General features: G+C 37.3%; 14 protein-coding genes. 3 read left to right on the forward strand and 11 right to left on the reverse strand.

The window, feature by feature from the left end; genetic code table 11:
• Position 1: 1 nt before the first annotated feature.
• The 10 genes from FG27_RS06440 to FG27_RS06485 form a co-directional block, all read right to left on the reverse strand.
• Positions 2-1,153 carry an endo-1,4-beta-xylanase gene (locus FG27_RS06440; RefSeq protein ID WP_037317025.1) on the reverse strand — a complete coding sequence of 384 codons (1,152 nt, stop codon included), beginning with the start codon at positions 1,151-1,153 and terminating at the stop codon, positions 2-4.
• 321 nt (positions 1,154-1,474) lie between these two features.
• A complete protein-coding gene (locus tag FG27_RS06445) occupies positions 1,475-3,646 on the reverse strand; it encodes an endo-1,4-beta-xylanase (RefSeq protein WP_037317028.1) in 2,172 nt (723 codons plus the stop codon).
• 19 nt (positions 3,647-3,665) lie between these two features.
• Entirely contained in the window at positions 3,666-5,033 is a 1,368-nt protein-coding gene (locus tag FG27_RS06450) for a glycan-binding surface protein (protein WP_037317031.1), read from the reverse strand.
• Between the two features lie 34 nt (positions 5,034-5,067).
• Positions 5,068-6,702, reverse strand: a complete 1,635-nt coding sequence (locus FG27_RS06455; RefSeq protein WP_037317034.1) for a RagB/SusD family nutrient uptake outer membrane protein — start codon at positions 6,700-6,702, stop codon at positions 5,068-5,070.
• A 10-nt stretch (positions 6,703-6,712) separates the two neighbouring features.
• Positions 6,713-9,877: a TonB-dependent receptor gene (locus tag FG27_RS06460; RefSeq protein WP_037317037.1), complete on the reverse strand. Its 3,165-nt coding sequence runs from the start codon at positions 9,875-9,877 to the stop codon at positions 6,713-6,715.
• 799 nt (positions 9,878-10,676) lie between these two features.
• Entirely contained in the window at positions 10,677-11,630 is a 954-nt protein-coding gene (locus FG27_RS06465; RefSeq protein ID WP_037317042.1) for a transketolase family protein, read from the reverse strand.
• Positions 11,631-11,672: 42 nt separating this feature from the next.
• Positions 11,673-12,518: a transketolase gene (locus FG27_RS06470; protein WP_037317045.1), complete on the reverse strand. Its 846-nt coding sequence runs from the start codon at positions 12,516-12,518 to the stop codon at positions 11,673-11,675.
• Between the two features lie 3 nt (positions 12,519-12,521).
• Positions 12,522-13,178, reverse strand: a complete 657-nt coding sequence (gene fsa, locus FG27_RS06475) for a fructose-6-phosphate aldolase (RefSeq protein WP_037317048.1) — start codon at positions 13,176-13,178, stop codon at positions 12,522-12,524.
• A gap of 17 nt (positions 13,179-13,195) precedes the next feature.
• The gene (locus FG27_RS06480) at positions 13,196-15,145 is read right to left on the reverse strand and encodes a sialate O-acetylesterase (protein ID WP_051935777.1); all 1,950 of its coding nucleotides are present in this window, start codon (positions 15,143-15,145) and stop codon (positions 13,196-13,198) included.
• Between the two features lie 24 nt (positions 15,146-15,169).
• Complete coding sequence (locus tag FG27_RS06485; protein ID WP_051935778.1) at positions 15,170-15,889, reverse strand: NUDIX domain-containing protein; 720 nt, start codon at positions 15,887-15,889, stop codon at positions 15,170-15,172.
• A gap of 146 nt (positions 15,890-16,035) precedes the next feature.
• Here FG27_RS06485 and FG27_RS06490 point away from each other — a divergent pair, with 146 nt between their 5' ends.
• From FG27_RS06490 to xylA, 3 genes are read left to right on the forward strand one after another with little or no spacing between them, the layout of a single operon-like run.
• Positions 16,036-17,634: a sugar porter family MFS transporter gene (locus FG27_RS06490; RefSeq protein WP_037317051.1), complete on the forward strand. Its 1,599-nt coding sequence runs from the start codon at positions 16,036-16,038 to the stop codon at positions 17,632-17,634.
• Positions 17,635-17,656: 22 nt separating this feature from the next.
• Positions 17,657-19,150, forward strand: coding sequence for a xylulokinase (locus tag FG27_RS06495; RefSeq protein ID WP_037317054.1), 1,494 nt, complete (start codon positions 17,657-17,659; stop codon positions 19,148-19,150).
• Positions 19,151-19,155: 5 nt separating this feature from the next.
• Positions 19,156-20,472 carry a xylose isomerase gene (xylA, locus tag FG27_RS06500; protein WP_037317057.1) on the forward strand — a complete coding sequence of 439 codons (1,317 nt, stop codon included), beginning with the start codon at positions 19,156-19,158 and terminating at the stop codon, positions 20,470-20,472.
• Positions 20,473-20,661: 189 nt separating this feature from the next.
• Here xylA and FG27_RS06510 read toward each other — a convergent pair whose 3' ends face one another.
• Positions 20,662-22,800 (reverse strand): CRTAC1 family protein, encoded by a 2,139-nt coding sequence (locus FG27_RS06510; protein WP_051935779.1) that lies wholly within the window; start codon positions 22,798-22,800, stop codon positions 20,662-20,664.
• Positions 22,801-22,976: the final 176 nt, after the last annotated feature.

Here is a 22,976-nt window from a genome sequence, read left to right on the forward strand (position 1 = left end):
GTTAGTCTTTTGAAGCTAGATCAATTAATTCTTTTACCACCGGTTTAGCATTATTTTCACGATCGAATAACAATGGATAGTCGGTTCTTCCCCGTACCGGCCAGTTATTCTTCCAGGAATTTCCATCGTTCACTCCCCAAAGGGCTACCCTTTCAATTTTATCCTGATGTTTTAAAAACAGTTCGAAAAACTCCACATATCTTTTCGTGAATTGTTGCTGAACTTCTTCCGGTAAACCATCAGGGAACGGATTCATTTTATCATCATAATCATAATTATCTGAAATTTCTGCCCCGGCATCCCCCCAGGGGGAAGGTAAGACACTAAGGTCTAATTCAGTAATCATCACTTTTCCCAGGTCTCCATACGCTTCCAGGCTTTTTTCAAATTCACCAATATCGGGATGGTTTAATCCAATATGTCCCTGCATCCCAATCCCGTGAATAGTCACTCCATCTTCTTGAAGTTTTTTAACCATTTTTACTACTCCGGCACGTTTTCCCGGTACTGCCATAGAATAATCATTGTAATAAAGCTGGGCTTCGGGATCGGCTTCGTGGGCAAATTCAAAGGCCAGTTTTATAAAATCTTCGCCTAAAATTTGATAGAACTTACTATTTCTATAATTCCCGTCATCTTCTATAGCCTCATTAACCACATCCCAGGAATGGATTCTGCCTTTATACCTGCCCACAACGGTATGAATATGATCTTTCATTCTTTGGGTAAGCACTTCTTTAGACACCGTATTTCCATCTTTATCGACAAAAAACCAGTCAGGAGACTGAGAATGCCATATCAATGTGTGCCCGTGGATATGCATATTATTTTCTTCGCCAAATTCAACAAAATTGTCTGACACTGAAAAATTGAATTCTCCTTCTTCCGGCTGTATCCTGGCGCTTTTCATCTCGTTTTCAGCAACAATAGAATTAAAATGTATTTTAGCTACTTCTAACTCTTCAGGCTTACCTCCCATAATTTGCCGTCCATTTAGTGTAGTTCCTATATAAAATTTCTCTTTAAAAGCTTCTTTTAATGTCGCCTCAGATAAATCATTATCAACTGATTTTTTATTAGAATTACAACTGTGAAATGTAAAAACAACACTTAATAATAATATAAAAATAGGGAAGTTTTTTGATTTAAGCATAATAGTTAATTTTTTAATTAAATGATACCTGAAGAACTAAATAATTTGGTTCGATAAGTTATGATTTTTTTCTTAAAAAGAATTAAGTAACGATAATTTTAGAAAAATCATACAGATTTCCATACCTCGAAATATATAATAAAAGTTCTCCTAACATCCAGAAAAGGCTAACTCATACCGGGCTATAAGCGTTGCTAATCCAACCGGTATCCAGACTTCTTGGGTTAGGAGAACTATTCAGTAAAAAAACACAAAATTAAAATTCAGTAATGGATCGCAACGCGTTCTTAATTATTATCAAGTTTTAATATTCTAAAATATTTATTCTAATTCCCCAGTAAAATCTTCGCTTACATCACGTCCAGCAAGACCGTCTGCTACTCCCTTATAAGCGGGTTTTCTTTCGTAATTTGCATCCCATACGTTAGGGGATTCATCGGGCAACCAAAATTCATGCTCCTGTTCGTTATCCGATATATTCCAAAGCGTGATACCATATTGCTGAGAACTTGGAACATATTCTCTATAGGAGTCTATTATAAATTGGTACATATCTGCCTGCTGTGTAAGCTGATCGGTTGTTGGGGAAGCGGTACCAAGCCTTACATCCAATTCTGAAACTTTTATCTGTTTTCCAGTAGCTGCCATTTTCTGGAACATTTCAACAATATTTTCCCTACTCGTAGTTAAAGATACATGCATTTGTGTACCGATACCATCTACTGTAGCCCCCTGACTTTCTATATATTGGGTAAATTCAATCAATCCATCTAATTTTGCAAGGCTCGCTTCCAGGTTATAATCGTTTATAAAAAGTATATCTGAAGGATTTCCATATTCCCGGGCGAGTTTAAAAGCGGTTACTGCATAATCTTTACCTAAATATTTCACCCAATAAAAATCGTCGCTTGCAAGATCTGTTACATTACCATCACGAAGCGAACCGCCCTCTTTCATCGGCTCATTCACAACATCCCAGGCAGTTACATCATCTTTATATCGGGTTACCATTCCAGAAATCCAGTGTTCCAGGGCATCGCCAATAATTTCAGCTTTTTCTTCATCAGACATTTCAATGACAACTGTTTCAGATCCTGTTGCTATTTCACCAGAAGTTAACACAACATCATCGATAAAAACAGTCGCTGGGGTTAGCCCAAAATCAAAAACGAAACTATTATTGCCTGCTGTAGGTGTGAAAGTCCTTTCAATTTGAGTCCAGGTTGTTCCTATATCAATGGGTCCAGAATATTGGGCAGTACCTCCTTGAATTTGGACCTGCACAGTTGCTGGAACATCTGCTTTTACATAAAAAGAATAAGTATATTCAGTTCCTTCTTCCAACGGCTCGTTTAAAGCAAAAACCTGTTGGGCGCTATATAATTCAGCTTCAGCAGGGTTGGTTAAAACCATGGCGTATCCGGTATTACCATATCCTTCTCCTTGAGCAGAGACTGCTCGGGTAGATTCATTTCCATAACCATTCCAACCGTCTAAGTTGCCACCTTCAAAATCCCCATTTGAAATAAGGTTTACAGTTTCTGATCCTGTGTTTGGATCTACTACGCTTATAGTAGCTACATCAATATAGTAAGTAACACCCGGAACATATCCAAGATCAAAGAAAAATCCAAAACTTGTATCTGTAAAATCACTGACCGTAAATGTAACTTGTTGCCATTCAGAAGTGGTTTCAAAAGCTTCGGTACCTTCACCCGTATTATACCAGTCTTTATAAGGATAGTTATTTTCTAATCCGCTAAAAGATATACGTCCCTGACCAGGTTGATCTGATTTAATATAAAAAGAAACTTCATATTCATTGCCTTGAACAATTGGAATATCTGGAGTTGCAAGTTGTAAATTAAATGGTTCTGAAGCCCCTGAGCCTGCAATAAGTTCTATTGCGGGGGAATCACTTCCCAAACCGGCATTTTCAACGATAGTTATACCATCTCCAGGATTATTTTTTGGCCAACCAGTAAAGGTACCATCCTCTAATGCTGATCTATCAAGGATATTAGCACCGCTAGATCCAGGAATTATAGTAGGGGCTATTAAACTATTTAAATAGCTCGCGTTTTGGTTGGCATGCCAATTTAGGGTATGGCCATATACACTCAACCCGCTTTGGTTTGTTAGTGCAATAAAATCATCTATAGGTTCAAAATTAATTTCCCCATCTGCATTGACCATCGCGCCATGTTTCATGGCATAACCTACAGTAACTTCATCAAAATTTTCATTTACTATAGACCTATAGTTTTCATCGTTCATGTAAAGATCCAATATTATACCGGCTCCCAATACATAATCTGAATAGGTCTTTAAAGCATCGTACCTACTAATCTTCTCTTCAAGTTCCAAAGGAATCTCTGCCGTGGTTATCCGCTGTTCTTCAGATCTTTCTTCCCATTCCATTATTTCCTCTTCACAAGAGGTAAAAAAAATAGAAGCAAGAAATAAAATGGATAAAATTTTTATATTTTTCATCTCTAATGTTTTTTATTAATTATTCAGGAAAATCAGTTACAGTAGGGGTTTCTGAAGGAACAATGCGCCAATTATCGGTGTAGACCTGGACTGAAGTTTCGGCCGAAGGAAAATCTACATCACTGCTATAACCAGGAATATCACTCAAGTTAAAATCTGAATTTTCGAAGAATATCCCAAAATTTTTAAAATTGGCAGACTCCCTAAATTGTAAAACGTCATCAAAAGTATATTCTTCACCATCATTGAATAAATAAAAATCAGTGAAAGGAATGGTAACTGTAGTCCAGCCTTCTGTTTCAAATGGCTCCACTTCTCCCTCTACTATCCAGGGCACATAATTATAGACGCCCCCGGCCCATTCGCCTCCATTAAAGTTGTTTATGAGTAAAATTTTAAGGTAACCACTCTCAGACCAAGGCTCTGGAACATAAATATCAAATTGAAAGGCCACTTCTTCCAATGGTGTTGAAGCAGGAATAAAAGGGGTGAATTGAGAACGCCAACTTTCGTTCCCCGAGGTGAATACTTCAGAAACACGATTTCTACCGGCATCAAAAGCCTCAATACTATCTGGGCGGTGGGCTACATAATTACCCTGGGAAACATTGCCCATCCCCATCGGTTCAGATATTAATGCATCCTGACGAATGGTATTACCAAATTCACCCAGCTCCCCCATACCATCAAAATTAAGTATAACCCCATCTTGTACGTTGAAATATGAAGGGGAGTAAGCTGCGCCGTTGGCAGATTCTATATATAGGGATCCGCCATCTTCTGAAACACCTTCAGGAACGGTTACGGTAAAAAATTCACCATCTTCCTCATCAAATGTGATTCCTTCTGTTACTTCTACATCACCTGGAAAAACCACCCTGTTAACCTCAATTAAACCAGTACCGTATACTGTAATTTCTTCCCCGGGATTAGGAAGGGTATGAGAAATTTTATTGATGCCTGGGGCTGAAGATCGGATTTCAAATTCAATTGTAGCTTCTGAATTGTCTTTTACCAAACGAATTGTGTTACGAACATCTTCTTCGGCCTCGATTGTAGGCGTATCTCCTGAAACTCTTATTAGCATTGAAGTTTCGGAAACATAAACAGGGTTGAAAGATGTCTCAAAACCATTTATATAAATTCTCCTCATTCCCGTAAAACCCGAACCTTCCAGACGCAAAAGCTGGCCCAAACGTGCAAAACTAACTTCCCTATCCTGAACTTCAGAATCCACGTCTTGTAAGTAAATTGCATTGACCACAACCTCACCGCCGTCTTCATCTTCATCATCATTGGAGCATGCCATTACCAGAAGTCCTAAGAGGACTATCCCAAAAACAGATATCCTTTGCCACCAATTCTTGCTTAATATATTCTCCTTCATCTTATATATATTTTATTTAATTATCATTTTTTCTCTAAAATAATTCTTCAGTTAGTCGTTCTTCTGTAAACTCATAGGGCACAGGATCCTCCCTAAGTAATGGGTTCTGGACCACTTCAGATTCGGGATATGGCAAAAGGAATATGCTCTCATCAACATCTCCTACTGCCCGTGTTGTTACATCCCGTGTTTCATCGACAGAAACTGTATTGGTTTCGGCTTGATAAGTAAAAGGTGTGATAACAGCCCTTTCCTGGTCATCTATATAACTAACGACCTCTTGTTGCTCGTAATATGCCCATCTCACTAAATCATACCAGAACTGTCCTTCCATAGCTAACTCTACTCTTCTTTCGTGTAGAATATCTTCAAAAGTTAGACTGGATTTTGATTCTAAACCGGCTCTTTCACGCAATTCATTTACATACATGAGAGCCATAGGGTCACTCGTAGATGCACTATTACCTAAAACCGCTTCTGCATAATTCAAATAAACTTCACCTAATCGCAACATATATGTATTTAGACCTGAATTCTGTCTAGTAATATCAGGGTTATCCCTATTGGAACCTACCACGCCCTTTTTTACATTCACATAAGTGTTTTCGTGATCTACTTCGTAACCACCATTTGCCTGATTTATTTCAGGATAAAAATCGCCATCTGCCATCCAGGTTGCTCGCCGTCGAAGATCGTTAGGTTCATATTCTTGAAGAACATCGTAAGAGGCTCGGGTATAAAAGCCATATGCCGCATCGTCTCCCGTAATTTCCGATCCAAGCGCAAAATATGATTGATGTGTATTATTTACCCCATATTCCCCATTTGGAACCCATTGAAGAGCAAATAAAGATTCAGAATTATTGTTATTCTCTATGAGGAACAAATCTTCGTAATCTTCCATTAAAGAATAGGGTCCTTCATTAATAACCTTTTCTGCTGACATTTCAGCTAAATTAAGAAGCTCCTGATCTCTTGAACCACTATTGGGATTATCGCTAAGACCTGAGTAAGAAAGATAAAAACGGGATAGCATTCCATAAGCACTATACCTGGTTAATCTTCCTGCCTGGCCGGCTTGTTCCGGTAAAAACATAGCGGCATATTCTAAATCACGTAATGCAAATTCATAAACATCACTTCTCGGACTTTTATTAACAATAGGATTACTAATAATTTCTGCCTGACTTGTTGTAATTATTGCATCACCCCAAAGCGAAGCAATATACCAATAAGCAACTCCCCTCATAAACCGAGCTTCAGCTACGTAACGTTTTTTTATTTCCTCATCAACACTGCTTTCGTTGATTGAAGATATTGTGTTATTTGACTGTTGAATAACCACATAGAATGATCTCCAGGCTTCCACCAGCGGGCCAGTTAAACCTGTTTCAGTTAAATCGCTGAATGGATATACATAGTCAGAAAACGGTGCATATAAATTGTATGAGCGACCATCCCCTAATCCAAAGTAAAATTTGTCATTAAAAGAAAACCAAACTCTATTGTAAAGTGGTGCCGTTGCAGCCTGAAAATCTTCTTCAGACTGGAAAAAATTTTCTTTGGCTATTTGATCGTTTGGTTCTATATCCAAGTCATCACTACAGCTAAAAAAACTGATGAGAAACGTAGCTACAAAAAGCTGGTGAATTATTTTATTTTTACGCATAGTATTTTTTTTAAAAGTTTACGTTTAATCCCAGGGTATAAATACGAGGTGAAGGATAACGACCGTTATCTATACCCGTAAGAAGAGCATCCTGGTTAATCGATCCTATTTCAGGATCAAAGCCTGAGTATTTTGTAAATGTGTATAAATTTTGAAGGTTCGTGTATAGCTTCATATTTTGCAAACCAAACTGCTCAATGAAATCACGCGGAAAATTATATCCAAAAGAAATGTTCTGTATTCGCAAATAAGAACCATCTTCAAGAAATTTATCACTATACCTAAAGTTGGAAGTGGAAGCTGCTGAAGAAGCTGCTATTCTTGCCATATATGGATCTCCACCCACAACTTCAATATTACGATAATCGTTAGGGCCATTAGGGTCTATAAGTCCCAATTCAGCGTAACCAAGGGCTGACTGCAATAGGTTAGTGTTCTCCCTGGGATTTTCTAAGAATCGTCTCTGATAATTAACAACCTCATTACCATATTGTCCTGAAAGTTGGATATTTAGATCAAAGCCCTTATAGCTAAAGGAATTACCTATACCAAAGCTAAAATCTGGTAGTGGATTTCCAATATAGTCCCGGTCCTGCTCGTTTATAACACCATCGTTATTAACATCATCAAAAATATAATCTCCAATCCATACTCCATTTTCTCCAATTTCCATATCTTCAGGCAACGCAGTAGGAACCACTTCCCCCTCCTCATTCCTGTAATAAAAGTCTGTAGCATCTTCAAAACGGCCAATTACTTTATAGCCATAAAACTGGCCGATAGGCTTTCCAACTGCAGTTCTAGTAACAATTGTGATGTCTGATCCTTGTTGAAGGGTTCTGTTTAAAATACCCGTTTCAGTTGCCAGAGCCAATACTTTATTTCTATTTAATGTAAATACAAGATTAGAATTCCAGGAGAAATCATCTCTATCTATATTATAAGTATTCAAAGTTAGTTCAACACCTTTATTTTCAAGCGAACCAATATTCACATATGGAGCTGATGTAGCACCTACCCCAGTAGTTCCAGAATAATCGGGATATGGGGCTAGAAGCAATAAATCTTCGGTTTTCTTGTAATAAACATCGGCAATAAATTCCAGTCGGTTATTAAACATATTCAAATCCAAACCTATATTACTTGAATAGGTTGTTTCCCATTGTAAATCGGGGTTTGCTGTATTTGCCGCTAGCAGTCCCGCGCCAAATGGTGTAGCAGATGCTCCATAAATTGAAGTAAAGGCATAATCAGGAACACTCTGATTACCTACTGCTCCATAACCTAAACGCAATTTCAAATTATTGATGTACTCATGGTCTTCAAGAAATTCTTCATTTGAAATCTTCCACGCAAATGCAGCAGAAGGAAACCAGCCCCAGCGATTCTCTTCCGCAAATTTAGAAGACCCATCGTACCTAATAGTTGCGGTCAATAAATATCTATCATCAAAAGAGTAAAAGCTTCTTGCAAAATAAGAACTAAGAGCACTATTAAAACTCGCATTAGAATTTCTTGCCGTTGTAGCATCACCTGCATTTAAATCGGTAGCTCCATTGGTTAAATAACCAGAGCGAAACCCGGAAAGACTTTCAAAAAATGATTCCTGATATTCCTGTCCCAGGATGGCATTAATACTATGCTTATTAAAAGTTCGATCATAGGTTAAAACATTCCTTACATTAAAATATTTATTGTAATTTTTTGCCCTAGTCCCTTCCCTAATATCGTTGACAAGTGCTCCAAACTGATAGGAAGGATTAAAGGTATAGCCATTTGAAACGCCATAATCTATAGAATATTCAGATCTTAATTTTAGCCCTTCTATAAATTCAATCTCAGCAAATGTATTCGCTCTAATTCCTGCACTCTCATTTCGGTTTTCCCTAATTGTTGCGAGTCCAACCGGGTTATTTTGTACGAATTCATCTGTAACAGGTCCATCAAATGTGCCTTCAGAATTACGCACAGCAACATTAGGAGTTTGTCTTAACGCTGTAAGAATTAAGGCTTGGTCAGAAAAGGTTGTATTTTGATTTATATTGTTGAAAGCAAAATTTATTCCTGTCTTTAAATAATCTTTTAGCTGGGAGTCCACAGTTCCCCTTAGGTTTAATCGGTTAAATGAAGAACCTAACGCTATACCTTCTTGATCCAAATAACCTACGTTCATGGCATAATTTGTTTTCTCATTACCACCGGTAATAGATAAATTATGACTTTGCATCATAGCTCTTGTAAACATTTCATCCTGCCAGTCAGTTCCCTCGCCCAATAACTCTGGACGAATAAATTCCGGATCTCTCTGAACGATATCCAAATCGGCTCTGGTGTTCTTATGTATTGCATATTCCTGAAGGTTAAGAAGATCTAACTGTTTCGGAATCTCTTGATAGCCGATATAACTATTTAGGTTAATTGTAGCTTCCCCATTTTTACCTCTCCTGGTTGTAATAAGAATAACACCATTAGCTGCCCTGGAGCCATAAATAGCAGTAGCAGATGCGTCTTTTAGGATATCTATGGAAACAATATCTGCAGGATTAATAGAAGCAAACGCGTTCTGGCCTGTTTGCCCGGTATTGCTATCAACAATAACCCCATCTATCACAAAAATTGGTTCATTGGAACCAGTTATTGAACTTATACCGCGAATGCGGATTGAAGAACTAGCTCCAGGAGCACCACTGTTTTGCTGTATTTGTACCCCCGCGGCACGACCTTGTAATACTTGATCTACCGTTGTGGGAACAGATTCTTGAATAGCTTCCTCAGACACAGAAACCATTGCACCGGTAACATCGCTCCTTTTCATTGTACCATAACCCACTACTACAACTTCATCTAATGAAGAGACGTCTGATTTTAAGGTAATATCAATTTCTGTCCTATCGTTAACATTCACCTCCTGCGTTATATATCCCACGAAACTAAAAACGAGTATTCCATCAGAAGGAACATTATTAATAGAGTAATTACCATCAAAATCTGTAACCACACCATTATTGGTGTCTTTTACCATAACAGTTACTCCCAGAACTGGTCCATCTTCATCTGTAACAGTACCCGTAATGGCGTTTTGCCCAAATGAACTTAAACAAGTAAAACACATAAGAACACTTACGTAAGTTTGAAGGGGTTTTAGAAATAAACCGTTGCATAAAAAATTTATCATTGTCTAATTTTATTAAAGGGATTGAAGATTTATTTGAATTCGAAAAAAACCGATACAAATTAAGGATTTACTAAAGCGAGTCTATTAAATGTGAAAAATCCTTAAAATTTGAATTCAAATATATCCGTTAATTCAGCTTATCAGTAATTGTGATGTTACAAATACTTTACGGTATGTTACATGAGAGTAAAAAAATGGTAAAATCAATGTAAATAAGGTTAAAATAGAACATATTTTAGGAGTAATTATCGGCGTTGAAGCCTATAAAACCTATAGCTTCCAAGAATCGGGAGATTTGATAATTAAAGGTGAATTTTAAAATGTTAATTTTAAAATTAAATAATAATTTAAGACCTGAATAAGTGATTAACCGGCAGGAATTGATTTAAAATTCGTCGTTTATAAAATGATTTTGAGACAAAAAAGAGGTAATTCTCTTCTTAATTTCTCGAAATTTGCTTTTCTATAAAATAGAATTCGGTTATTCTAAATGTTTGAATGAAGAAAGAAAATTTTATTGAAATAGCTGAAAAAAAAATACAACTACCCTTTTTACTTTAAAATAGCACTTAAGTACATTTTGTTTTAGGAAAATTGTTTTGAAAGAAAATGAAATATTTAACCCATTTGAAATGTACTTTGGAGGTAATTTTTATTAACTCAAACATTTAGGCACAATAAAAATGATTTATTAGCCAAAAGTACTGCGACTACCTGTTTATTTCTACATTAGATTGTAAACATCAAAAAGCCAATGAAGTATGTCTTCATTGGTTTTTTTGAAATAATATTGAAGAAACTACTTCCTCTTAATTACTTTTTGAGCTGCTTTTAAAATAGCCTCAGAATTTAAACCATATTTTTCAAATAATTGTTCTGGTGTTCCGCTTTCACCAAAAGTATCCTGAGTGGCCACAAATTCTTGCGGTGCAGGATTATTCTCGGCTAAAGTACGGGCTACACTTTCTCCAAGTCCGCCAAGGAAGTTATGCTCTTCGGCAGTTACTACACAACCTGTTTTCTTAACCGATTTGATAATGGCTTCTGCATCTAAAGGTTTTATGGTGTGGATGTTAATCACATCGGCACTAATTCCTTTTTCTGCAAGCTTTTGTGCTGCCTGTATCGCTTCCCAAACTAGGTGGCCGGTAGCAATTATAGTCACATCTTCTCCTTCATAAAGTTGAACAGCTTTCCCTATTTCAAACTTTTGACCTTCTGCGGTGAAATTAGCTACTTTTGGTCTTCCGAATCTTAGGTAAACCGGGCCATCGTGCTCAGCGATCGCTAAAGTGGCTGCTTTGGTCTGGTTAAAATCGCAGGTATTGATTACCGTCATTCCCGGTAACATTTTCATAAGACCTATATCTTCAAGAATTTGGTGGGTTGCCCCGTCCTCTCCCAAAGTTACTCCCGAATGTGAAGCACAAATCTTTACATTTTTTCCTGAATAGGCGATAGATTGACGAATCTGGTCGTAAACCCTTCCAGTTGCAAAATTGGCGAAGGTCCCGGCAAAAGGAATTTTCCCGCCTATGGTGAGGCCGGCGGCCATTCCCATCATATTGGCTTCAGCAATTCCTGTCTGGAAAAAACGCTCTGGATTTTCATCAATAAAATCCTGCATTTTAAGCGATCCTACAAGGTCGGCACAAAGTGCTACCACATTAGGATTGGTTCTGCCAAGCTCGGTAAGTCCCGCACCAAAACCGGAACGGGTATCTTTTTTTCCTGTATCTGTATATGTTTTCATTCTTATAATTCTTTGTCATTTCCGCGAAGGCGAAAATCTATTTTAATAATCTCCTAAAGTTTCAGGATTTTGAGAAAGCGCGGTTTCTAATTGCTCATCATTAGGCGCTTTTCCGTGCCAGGCGTGAGTATGCATCATAAAATCTACACCATTACCCATAACGGTAGTCATTAGCACACAAACCGGTTTTCCTTTTCCGGTTCGGGTTTTAGCTTCATTTAAACCGTCAATGACCTGTTGCATATTATTGCCATCTTCAATCTCCATCACATCCCAACCAAAAGCTTCAAATTTGGCTTTTAAGTTACCCATTGGTAGCACGGTTTCTGTACTTCCGTCAATTTGCTGGCCATTTACGTCTACTGTTGAAATAAGATTATCTACCTTATTTCCGGCCGCATACATAATAGCTTCCCAGTTTTGGCCTTCCTGCAATTCACCATCACCGTGAAGGGAGAATACTAAATGATTATCCTTATTAAGTTTTTTTGCTTGCGCTGCTCCAAGAGCAACTGACATTCCCTGGCCCAGTGAACCTGAGGCTACGCGAATGCCCGGTAGGCCTTCGTGCGTTGTAGGGTGTCCCTGTAACCTGGAATCTATAAGACGGAAAGTATTTAATTCATCTACAGGGAAATAACCGCTACGGGCTAAAACGCTATAAAATACAGGAGAAATATGACCGTTGGAAAGAAAGAAAAGGTCCTCGTCTTTCCCGTCCATATTAAACTCGGGTTTGTGTTCCATAATTCCGCCCTGGTACAAAGCGGTAAAAAATTCAGTACAACCCAGTGAACCTCCGGGGTGACCCGAATTCACTTTATGAACCTGCCTTAAAATATCCCGGCGAACCTGGGTAGCAAAATCTTCTAATTTTTTAATTTCCATAATCTATACATTAAATGATTTAGCATCTTCTAAAAATTTCGCAAGTCCGCTATCGGTAAGTGGATGTTTCAATAATCCATCTATCGAAGATAATGGGCCCGTCATTACATCGGCACCTATTTTCGCACAATTAATTACGTGCATGGTATGGCGAATTGATGCTGCAAGGATCTCGGTCTCAAAACCGTAATTATCATAAATAAGTCGGATATCGGCTATCAGGTCTAACCCATCGGTAGAAATATCGTCCAATCTTCCCAGGAAAGGTGAAACATACGTTGCTCCAGCTTTTGCTGCAAGTAAAGCCTGCCCGGCTGAAAAAACGAGTGTACAGTTGGTTTTAATTCCTTTATCTGAAAAGTATTTAATAGCCTTTATACCTTCTTTTATCATAGGAACTTTTACAATAATTTGCTTGTGTAATTTTGCCAGTTCTTCACCTTCACTTACAATTCCGTCAAAATCGGTGGCAACAACTTCGGCAGAAACATCTCCGTCTACGATTTCGCAGATATCCAGGTAATGCTGAAGAATATTTTTCTTCCCGGTAATTCCTTCTTTTGCCATTAAAGACGGATTAGTGGTTACTCCATCTAAAACGCCCAGGTCCTGAGCTTCTCTAATCTGGTCTAAATTTGCTGTGTCTATAAAAAATTTCATATCAAGTTTAGTTTTAATTATTTTTCTTTAGTTAATTCTATTTCAAACGGGACTGCCGGTAAATCTTCTTTATTATAAAGATTGGCATCCCCGGGATTATTTGCCCAGGCATATCTTACAACACCTGGATTTTTCACTTCTGTATTATAGATCTTCAAAGTATCATCATCCAACACTTCAACCTGAGCCTTATAAAAAGTTTTGCCATCTTCAGAAATGATAAAACCAGTGGGCTTATCTTCTCCTTTAAACTTCCAACCTGAGCTAAGGTTTTCAAAATCTATTATTACGGTTCCGTTTTCAGTTTTCCAATTTGAGGGAGCAGGACCCGAACTAATTATATCCTCTTCTCCATAAATAATCTTCCTTGCTTCTAATGCAAGCCGTTCACCCACATCCTTTTTATTTAAAGGGTGAATATCATTCCATTCCCCAAGGTCTATGGTAACTGCCATTCCAGTATTTGCAATATTTAAATTTGCATTTCTTTGAACTTCTCTAAATTCTGCCCAATTACTTTCCTGGGGGCCTGTGGTTTCTTCCATAAAATTAGGAAGCTGTACTAAAACAAACGGAAGCTTAGTATCACCTAAATGTTTACGCCAGTTTTCTATCATTTTTGGAAAAGTTTTGGAATAAAGTTCCGGGTTGCTGGAATCAGATTCGCCCTGGTACCATAAAACACCTTTTAATTTAAAATTCTTTAAAGGAGCAATCATCGCGTTATAAAGTCCGCCCGGTTTCCATCTAATAAAAGTTTGCCCGGGAGTATTTGGTGCCACAGCTGCCTGTTTAAATTTCCAGGTTCCGGTAATATCAAGGGTGTCTTTATCTAAGATTAATTGATAGGATTTGTCTTTTACGAAACCCGTGGGGCCGCCGTTGTTAACCAAACGAACAACAATCTCATTTTCTCCTTTATTTAAAAGCTTTGCATCAAAATCATATTTCCTTGGTGGATATTGATAACTGGTGTGTCCTACTTGTTTTCCGTTTATATAGGCATAATCCATATCTATTAACCTTCCCAAATGTAATTTTGCGGTATCAGAATCCGGCAATTGGGAAATATTTACTTTTTTTGAAAACCAGGCTACCCCGGCACTATCACTTCTATCTTCTTCTGAAACAAAGCCGGGAACCTCAACTTCTTTCCATGAAGATTTATCCACTTCGCTTTTAAACCATTCTTCCTTTAAACCGGTATCTTTTTTATCCAATTCACCATACCAATTATTTATAGCTTGTTGCTCTGCAGTTGATACAGAATCTATATAATCCTGGTTCGCCCATTTTAAGTGTTCATCATAAAAATCAGGGAATTCCTTTAATGCTTCTTTATCCATCCAGGCTGAAACCGGGGAACCACCCAGTGCCGAATTGATCAAACCAACAGGCACATTTTTTTCTTTAAAAATCGACTTTGCAAAAAAGTAAGCAACTCCAGAAAATTCAAGTATGTTTTCTTTATTTACTTCTTTCCAGGATCCTGAGGAAAAATCCTCATTTTCCTTAGAAAACTCGTACTCATCAGGCACCTCAAATTGTCTGATTTTTGAATTATCTGCATTTTTAATTTCTTCAGAATAAGTATCTGCCAGACGACTCATAGGCAATTCCATATTAGATTGCCCGGAACATAGATATACGTCACCAAACAAAACATTTTTCACATCAACAGTATTTGATGCTTCAAAGCTCATAGTATATGGGCCTCCTGCTTCCTGCTCAGGTAATAAAATCTCCCATTTACCTTCCTTATTTGCTGTGGTTTCAAATTGGTTTTCCTTAAAGTGTAAAGTTACTTTTTCATTCTCGGAAGCCCAACCCCATAATTTAAGCTCGGTCCCTCTTTGTAAAATAGCGTTATCACTTATTAATTTCGGAAGCTTCACCTGTGCAAATGTATTTCCTACACTTGTGATTAATAGAACCAGAAATATATTTTTAAAATTGGAGATTTTCATAAATAATATTTTAAATTGAAAAAATTAAAATTCAAAGTTGAAGCCCTTCCGGGTTAGATTTTTATAAATCTCCTCGTCAAACTTGTATAATTTTGCAGCTCTGTGCGAAACCCCTTGCTGTTTATCCCCTACATCTTGCAGAAGTTTCATTTTCAAAAACTTTCTTCTGAAATTGCTTTTATCCATTTCAACATCCAGTATCTCTGTATATAACTGCATTAATTGAAGTAACGTAAATTTTTCTGGTAATAGGTTAAAACCAATAGGAGCACGTTTTACTTTTCCCCGCAAACGGGTTAGCGTGGCTTGCAAAATTTCATTATGATCATAAATAAGATCTGGAATATCCTTTACCCGATACCATTTAGCCTCTGAGGCTGTAAAGCCAGCTTTCACATTAAAATCCTCCCTATTTATAAGGGCATAATAACCTACGGTAATAACCCGACCTAAGGGAAATCTATCTGGCTTACCAAAAGTTTTCACCTGTTCCAAATAAATATCGTTTACCCCTGTAAGCTCAGATAGCAACCTATCTGCGGCTACGTCTACATCTTCTTCCTTTTTTATCCATCCACCGGGTAATCCCCATTTTCCTTTACTAATACCTTCCCCATGCTGTACTAATAAAACTTCCAGGCTTCCCTTTTCAAAGCTAAAAACACAACAGTCAATGGTAATGGAACTCATCACTTCAGATTCCAAAAGATCATTTGTTGGGAGAAAGGGCAAGGGGTTTTTCATAAGTGTAAGTAGTAAGTATCTTTATAGAGATTTCAATAATATTAAGTCTATTTTTTTACAATCCTACTTTAATTAAGTCTTGTAAATTGCTAATATAAAAAAAAATCTCTATACTTGTAGTCAATTAAACCATAAGATACTTATAAATGTCAAATTTCAATAAAAGTGGGATTGTTTTAATCACCATAGTTGCCAGCCTTGGGGGTTTACTTTTTGGTTATGACACCGCCGTTATTTCTGGGGCTGTAGGAGCCCTCGAAGATTATTTTGTAGGAGCTTTAGAAACCGACAAGGAGTTAGCAGTTTCAGCTATTTTTCAATTTAAAGTGATTATCAGCATCTGTGTATTGGCACTTGTCATTTTATTTAGTTCGTTTCTTCTCAAATTCTTTAGTAAAAGGAAAGCTTTTACTATCATTGGCCTTTTTGTTTTAATAGGAGGAGCGGCTTTCTATTTTTACTTTCTAAATCTACCGGGAGTATTAACAGAAAACTTAAAAAATTCAATCCTTGGCTTTATGGTAAGTAGTGCCCTGGTTGGCTGTATTATAGGGGCTTCACTGGGTGATAATGTTGCAAATTCACTGGGTCGCCGTAATGGCTTGTTAGTAGCGGCTGCGCTTTTTGTACTTTCAGCTATAGGTTCTGCATATCCAGATACCATGAATATCTTTTTTGGGGATTCCCTTTCAGCCTTTATTGTTTACAGGATTGTAGGAGGAATGGGAGTTGGTTTGGCAAGTATGCTAGCACCGCTTTATATTGCTGAAATGGCACCGCCTAAAATACGCGGTAAACTGGTTAGTTTTTATCAACTAGCTATTGTAAGTGGGATGATGGTAGTTTATTTTGTTAACTATTTTATCGTTCAGGGTCAACCAGAAAGCTGGATAAATACTATCGGGTGGAGGTATATGTTTCTTTCGGAAGCAATTCCCGCGACTATTTTCTTTCTCGCCTTATTATTAGTTCCTAAAACCCCAAGGTTCCAGGTGATGAAAGGGAATGACCAAAATGCACTTAAAGTTCTTAGCAATTTGAACGGGCCAGAAAAAGCCCCCGGTGTTTTAGCTGAGATCAAAAAATCTTTTGGTAAGAAAAAAGCACACTGGCTCTATTTTGGGGGCACGGTGGTTATTATAGGCTTGTTACTATCCATATTTCAACAATTTGTTGGGATTAATGTAGTACTATATTATGCCCCCGAAATTTTCAGGGGAATGGGTATGGAGACCGATGCATCTATGCTACAAACAATTATTGTAGGGGCCATTAATATGATCTTTACCGTAGTAGCGATTTCTACTGTAGATAAGTTTGGACGTAAAAAATTAATGATGATAGGTAGTGCCGTTATGGCGCTTAGCATGATTGGACTTGGTTTTGCCTTATATCTGGAAACCACCGGTATTACTGCCTTAATGTTTATGCTTTTTTATATCGCCGCTTTCGCTATGTCCTGGGGTCCTGTAGTTTGGGTATTACTTTCAGAAATTTTCCCAAATTCTATAAAAGGTGTTATGGCTGTTGCCGTCGCAATACAATGGCTTGCGAATTTAATGGTTTCATGGACCTTCCCAATGATGAATAATAATACTGAATTAATTGCTTTATTCAATAATGGATTTCCATACTGGATATACGGGATAATGGCGATTCTTTCTGGCTTGTTTATTTGGAAATTTGTGCCAGAAACCAAAGGAAGAACCCTGGAAGAAATGGAACATATTTGGGCATCAAAATAAATTTAAAATAAGAATTAAGCATATGTATTTTTTAGGAATAGATTTAGGAAGCTCTTCAATCAAATTATCGGTATTAGATGCTGAAAAAGGAACAACTATAGCTTCGGCTAAAGTTCCCGAATTTGAAATGGAGATCGCGGCCCCAAAATTTGGATGGGCAGAACAAAACCCAGAAGATTGGTGGGAAAACTTGAAAAAAGGGTTTGATATTCTTAAAAACAAAAAAGGAGTCGACCTTAAAAAAATTAAAGGAATTGGTATTGCATATCAAATGCACGGACTTGTTTTAACCGATAATAATTTAAATCCGGTTAGGCCATCTATAATTTGGTGTGATAGTCGTGCCGTTGAAATTGGAGAGGAGGCTTATAAAGCTATTGGAGAAGAAATTAGCCAAAATCAAATATTAGGCAGCCCGGGTAATTTTACGGCTTCTAAGTTAAAGTGGGTAAAGGAAAACGAACCCGAAATTTTTAAAAAAACATCTTATATGATGCTTCCCGGGGATTATATTGCGGCTAAATTATCCGGGGTTCCTCAAATAAGTACATCAGGCTTATCTGAAGCGGCTTTATGGGACTTTTCAAAAGGAAAATTAGCAACTGAGGTTTTAGACAAAATGGGGCTTTCCGAAGATTTTATCCCGGAAATTGTTCCGAGTTTTGGAGACCAGGCTACAGTAAGTTCAGATATTGCAAATGAACTTGGACTTGATCCCGACACAAAAATAAATTACCGGGCTGGAGATCAACCTAACAATGCTTTTTCACTTAACGCTTTAAAGCCTGGTGATATTGCTACCACCGCTGGGACCTCTGCAGTCATGTACGCAGTAAGTTCAGAAAACACTTTTGATCCTGAAAGCCGGGTGAATACGTTTTTACACGTTAACAACACCGAAAAAGCTAAACATAATGGGGTTCTTTTATGTATTAATGGTTCAGGTATTCTTTATCAATGGCTACGTAAAATAATTTCAGTGGGAAGGGAAGAACTTATTCCTTACGAGAAATTAAACGAAGAAGCTGCAAAAGTAGAACCGGGAAGTAAAGGCCTTCGCTTCTATCCTTTTGGAAATGGTGTAGAACGTATTTTCAGCAATAAAGAAGTGAATTCAGGCATAGAAAACCTTAACTATAATATTCACCAACCGGCACACCTCATAAGATCTGCCTGCGAAGGGATTGTTTTCGCCATGAATTATGGCTTTGAAGTGATGCAATCTATAGGTATAGAAGGCAAAGTAGTAAGAGCGGGAAAGGACAACCTGTTCTTAAGTCCAGTGTTTCGGGAAATTTTTGTAAACACGACTCAAACTACTCTAGAACTTTACAACACCTCTGGTGCCGAGGGTGCAGCTCGTGGCGCAGCTGTAGGCTATGGCTTTTACAAAGAAATGGACGAAGCTTTTAGCAGCCTAGAGTGTTTGGAAAGAATGGAACCTGAAGAAAAATTAAGTAAGCAGTATCAGGAGATTTATCAGGAATGGAAACAAAATATTAAAATTAAAGAATAAAAATTATGAGTAACAACACATTTTTTAAAGGAATAGATAAGATCAAATTTGAAGGCAGGGAGAGTTCAAATCCTTTGGCTTACAAATGGTATGATGAGAATAAAGTAGTAGCAGGCAAAACGCTTAAAGAGCATCTAAGATTTGCTGTAGCTTACTGGCATACGTTCAATAACAAAGGTGGAGATCCTTTTGGTGCCGAGACTGAGACTTTTGAATGGGATAAAAAGGAAAACGTAATAGACCGTGCGAAAGATAAAATGGACGCCGCTTTTGAGTTTATTGAAAAACTGGGAATTCCATACTATTGTTTTCACGATATAGATGTAGTGGACGACTGTTCTTCGCTTTCTGAATTTGAAAAGCGTATGGAAACTATGGTTGATTACGCTAAACAAAAGCAACAGGAAACCGGAATAAAATTATTGTGGGGAACATCTAATCTATTTAGCGATCCACGGTATATGAATGGTGCTTCTACTAACCCAGATTTTAATGTGGTAGCCCGTGCCAGTGCACAGGCAAAAATTGCTATAGATGCTACCATTGCTTTAAATGGTGAAAATTATGTATTCTGGGGAGGTCGTGAAGGTTATATGAGCCTTTTAAATACCGATATGAAGCGTGAACAGGATCATTTAGCACAATTCCTTACTACTTGCCGTGATTATGCAAGAAAACAAGGTTTTAAAGGAAATTTCCTTATTGAACCAAAACCTATGGAGCCAACAAAACACCAGTATGATTATGATACTGCTACTTCAATAGGATTTTTAAAGAATTACGGCCTGGAAAAAGATTTCAAAATAAATATTGAAGTAAACCATGCTACGCTGGCAGGCCATACTTTTCAGCACGAATTACAAACCGCTGTAGATGCGAATATGCTGGGTAGTATTGATGCCAACCGTGGAGATTACCAAAATGGTTGGGATACTGATCAATTTCCTATAGATGTTTATGAAGTAACCGAAGCTATGTTGGTAATTCTTGAAGGTGGAGGAATTCAAGGTGGAGGAATCAATTTTGATGCGAAAGTTAGAAGAAATTCTACCGATCTTGACGATAAATTTATAGCACATATTGCTGGTATGGATGCTTTTGCACGCGGACTTATCGCTGCAGACAACGTACTACAGAACACCAACTACAAGAAGCTTAGAAAAGATCGTTACGCTTCTTTTGATAGTGGTAACGGAAGCAAATTTGAGAAAGGAGATCTTTCTCTTGAAGAAATTAGCAAAATAGCTAAAGAGCTTGGTGAGCCAAAACAAATAAGTGGCAAGCAAGAGCTTTATGAGTCAATTATTGCAAATTCTTATTAATTAATATTTGCATACCCCTCAATAGGAAAATAAGCATTTAGTTTAAATTTCCTTTTCAAAAAATTAGGCTGTCTAAAAATGAATTTAGATGGCCTATTTTTATTTAAAAGAATACCGCAAAATTTTAAATTTAAAGAGTTGAAGTGTTGAGCTCCTTTAAACAGCGTAAAGAAAATCACCAATTTTGATTTACTGTAATTCAATTGGCTGAATGTCCAATCTTTCTGCTTCTCCTTTATCTTCTGTAATTTTATAGAACGTATTCAACCTCAGGTTTCTGAACAACTGCTTGGTACCACTGCCAGCCCAAAGCACTTTAACCTGGTTTATCTTTGATGCCTTGCCTAATCCTATTTGTGCTCTTAAAGTAGAACTGCCGAAACTCCCTCCTGAACCTACAGTATGGAATATAGACCGTTTAGCACCTTCTTCCTCAACTATAATCTCGATTTTGCTACCAATACCTGCCCTATTCGCCCTTGTCCCTTCTAGTTTTAGTGTAATCCAGTTATTTTCATCCTGATAGGGATTTATATAAACTGAATTAAAAAAGTTATCTCCTTCGTAGGCTCCACCCATAACAACATGAATATCCTGATCTCCATCGTTATCAATATCGGAAAATGAGACCGCATGACCTTTTTGAATATGTCCAAATCCTCCTGCAGTAGTAACATCCTGAAATTGTTCTCCAGCATTATTTCTGAAAACCCTGTTGGGAATAATCGATTCGAAATTTACTTCACCGGTGCTTAAATAAATATCTGGATACCCATCGTTGTCTAGATCACCATAATTGGCACCCATAGCATAGCCTATTCTATTCAATCCAACTTCAGCAGAAACATCAGAAAATACGCCCTCATTGTTTTTATAAAGTCGCATGGTTTCTGCTCTATTTGATTCTCCTAGAAATTCTTTAACCACATCTGGCACAATGGTATAAAAACCACTCCTTTCATATCCTGCTACAAAGATATCCATCCATCCGTCGTTATTATAGTCGAAAGACCAGGTAGGGAAACTCGATATATTCTCATCTAATCCCAAATCGGCTCCAGATTCTATAAAACTAATGTTACCTGTTTCATCAATCCCCTGGTTTATAAATAATAAATTCTTACTTGAGGGCTGAAGCGTTGAGACATATAAATCTACCCATCCATCATTATTAAAATCTCCACTGGTTACTCCCTTTACAAAATAAGGTTCCTGAGCGGTGCTAACAGTAAGTCCTGCGCTGGAAGTTTGGTTAGAAAAAGTACCATCTTTGTTATTAATATATAATTCAGAAGGATTTATATCATCTTTTTCCGATTCATTGCCTATGAATAGATCTATCCATCCATCATTGTTAAAATCGGCCCAGGTTGCGGTCTGGGTGGGATGATAAGAAAGTAAACTGGCTTCAATAGTAACGTCTGTAAAAGTATTATCACCGTTATTTCTTAAAAGGGAATTGGGGTGTTTGCCTAAAGTTCCCATCCAGGCGCCTCGTAAAACAAATACATCCAGAAAACCATCATTATTGTAGTCGGCTTGTATTATATTCAAACCTCCTGTTTCTTTTTGAATACCTGCAGTTTCGGTTTTTTCTGTAAAAGTACCATCCCCATTATTTATAAAATAGCGTAAATTATAAGTAGGGAGCCAGCTGGAAACTATTACGTCTAAAAACCCATCATTATTAAAATCATCTACTATACCGCCTCCAGATAATTCATTAACATTAAGTCCTAATTTTGGAGCTACGTCTTCAAACTTCTTCAATGGAAATTCCGATTCGAACGCACTTTCCGGAATCAACCATTTTTCCGGAACACCTTCAGGATATTCTCCCAGGGTCATATAAGCAATATTTAATAGCCAGCGACTATTATAATCATGAGAATTCTGTTTCAGGAATTCCTCATATAAACTAATAGCCTTTCTCGAACCCTCCGGAACCTGGTGATAGCCTTCTGGCTTAATTGGAATAATGCAGGATGCTGAAGCATCATGATGATGTATGCAATTTTGTTGTTCCCCCAATCGCATATAGGCAAGTGCTAACTGCGGCCCTATCTTTTCTTCTTCATAGGCCTCTAATTTATACCGTAAAGCACCATTTTCACTCTTTTTCCTTAAATTTTCTAATATATTGATCGCCTCTTTTGTCCTGCCCGCATAAAGCAATACATCTGCTTTTTTAAGCTGATAGCGTTCTTTTTGATTTTCAGGGCCTACTTTGGATAGACTATCGAAATAGGCGATTCTTACTGTGGATGCATAAATATTATCTGATATAAAAAACTGATTATCGGCTGTTTCTTTTAGAAGCTCGGGCATTGTTTTCTTTTTGCTGCATGAGATGAACATTAGAAATAACAATAAAATAATTTGAGTTACGGACTTCATGATATCAGAGGTATTACCACCTTTTATTATTTCTCACCATAAAAATTTAATCTACAAACCATTTATAATTTGACAAATATATAGGAGAAATCCTAACTAAGAGCCAA

Source organism: Salegentibacter sp. Hel_I_6, from assembly GCF_000745315.1.
GTDB lineage: Bacteria > Bacteroidota > Bacteroidia > Flavobacteriales > Flavobacteriaceae > Salegentibacter.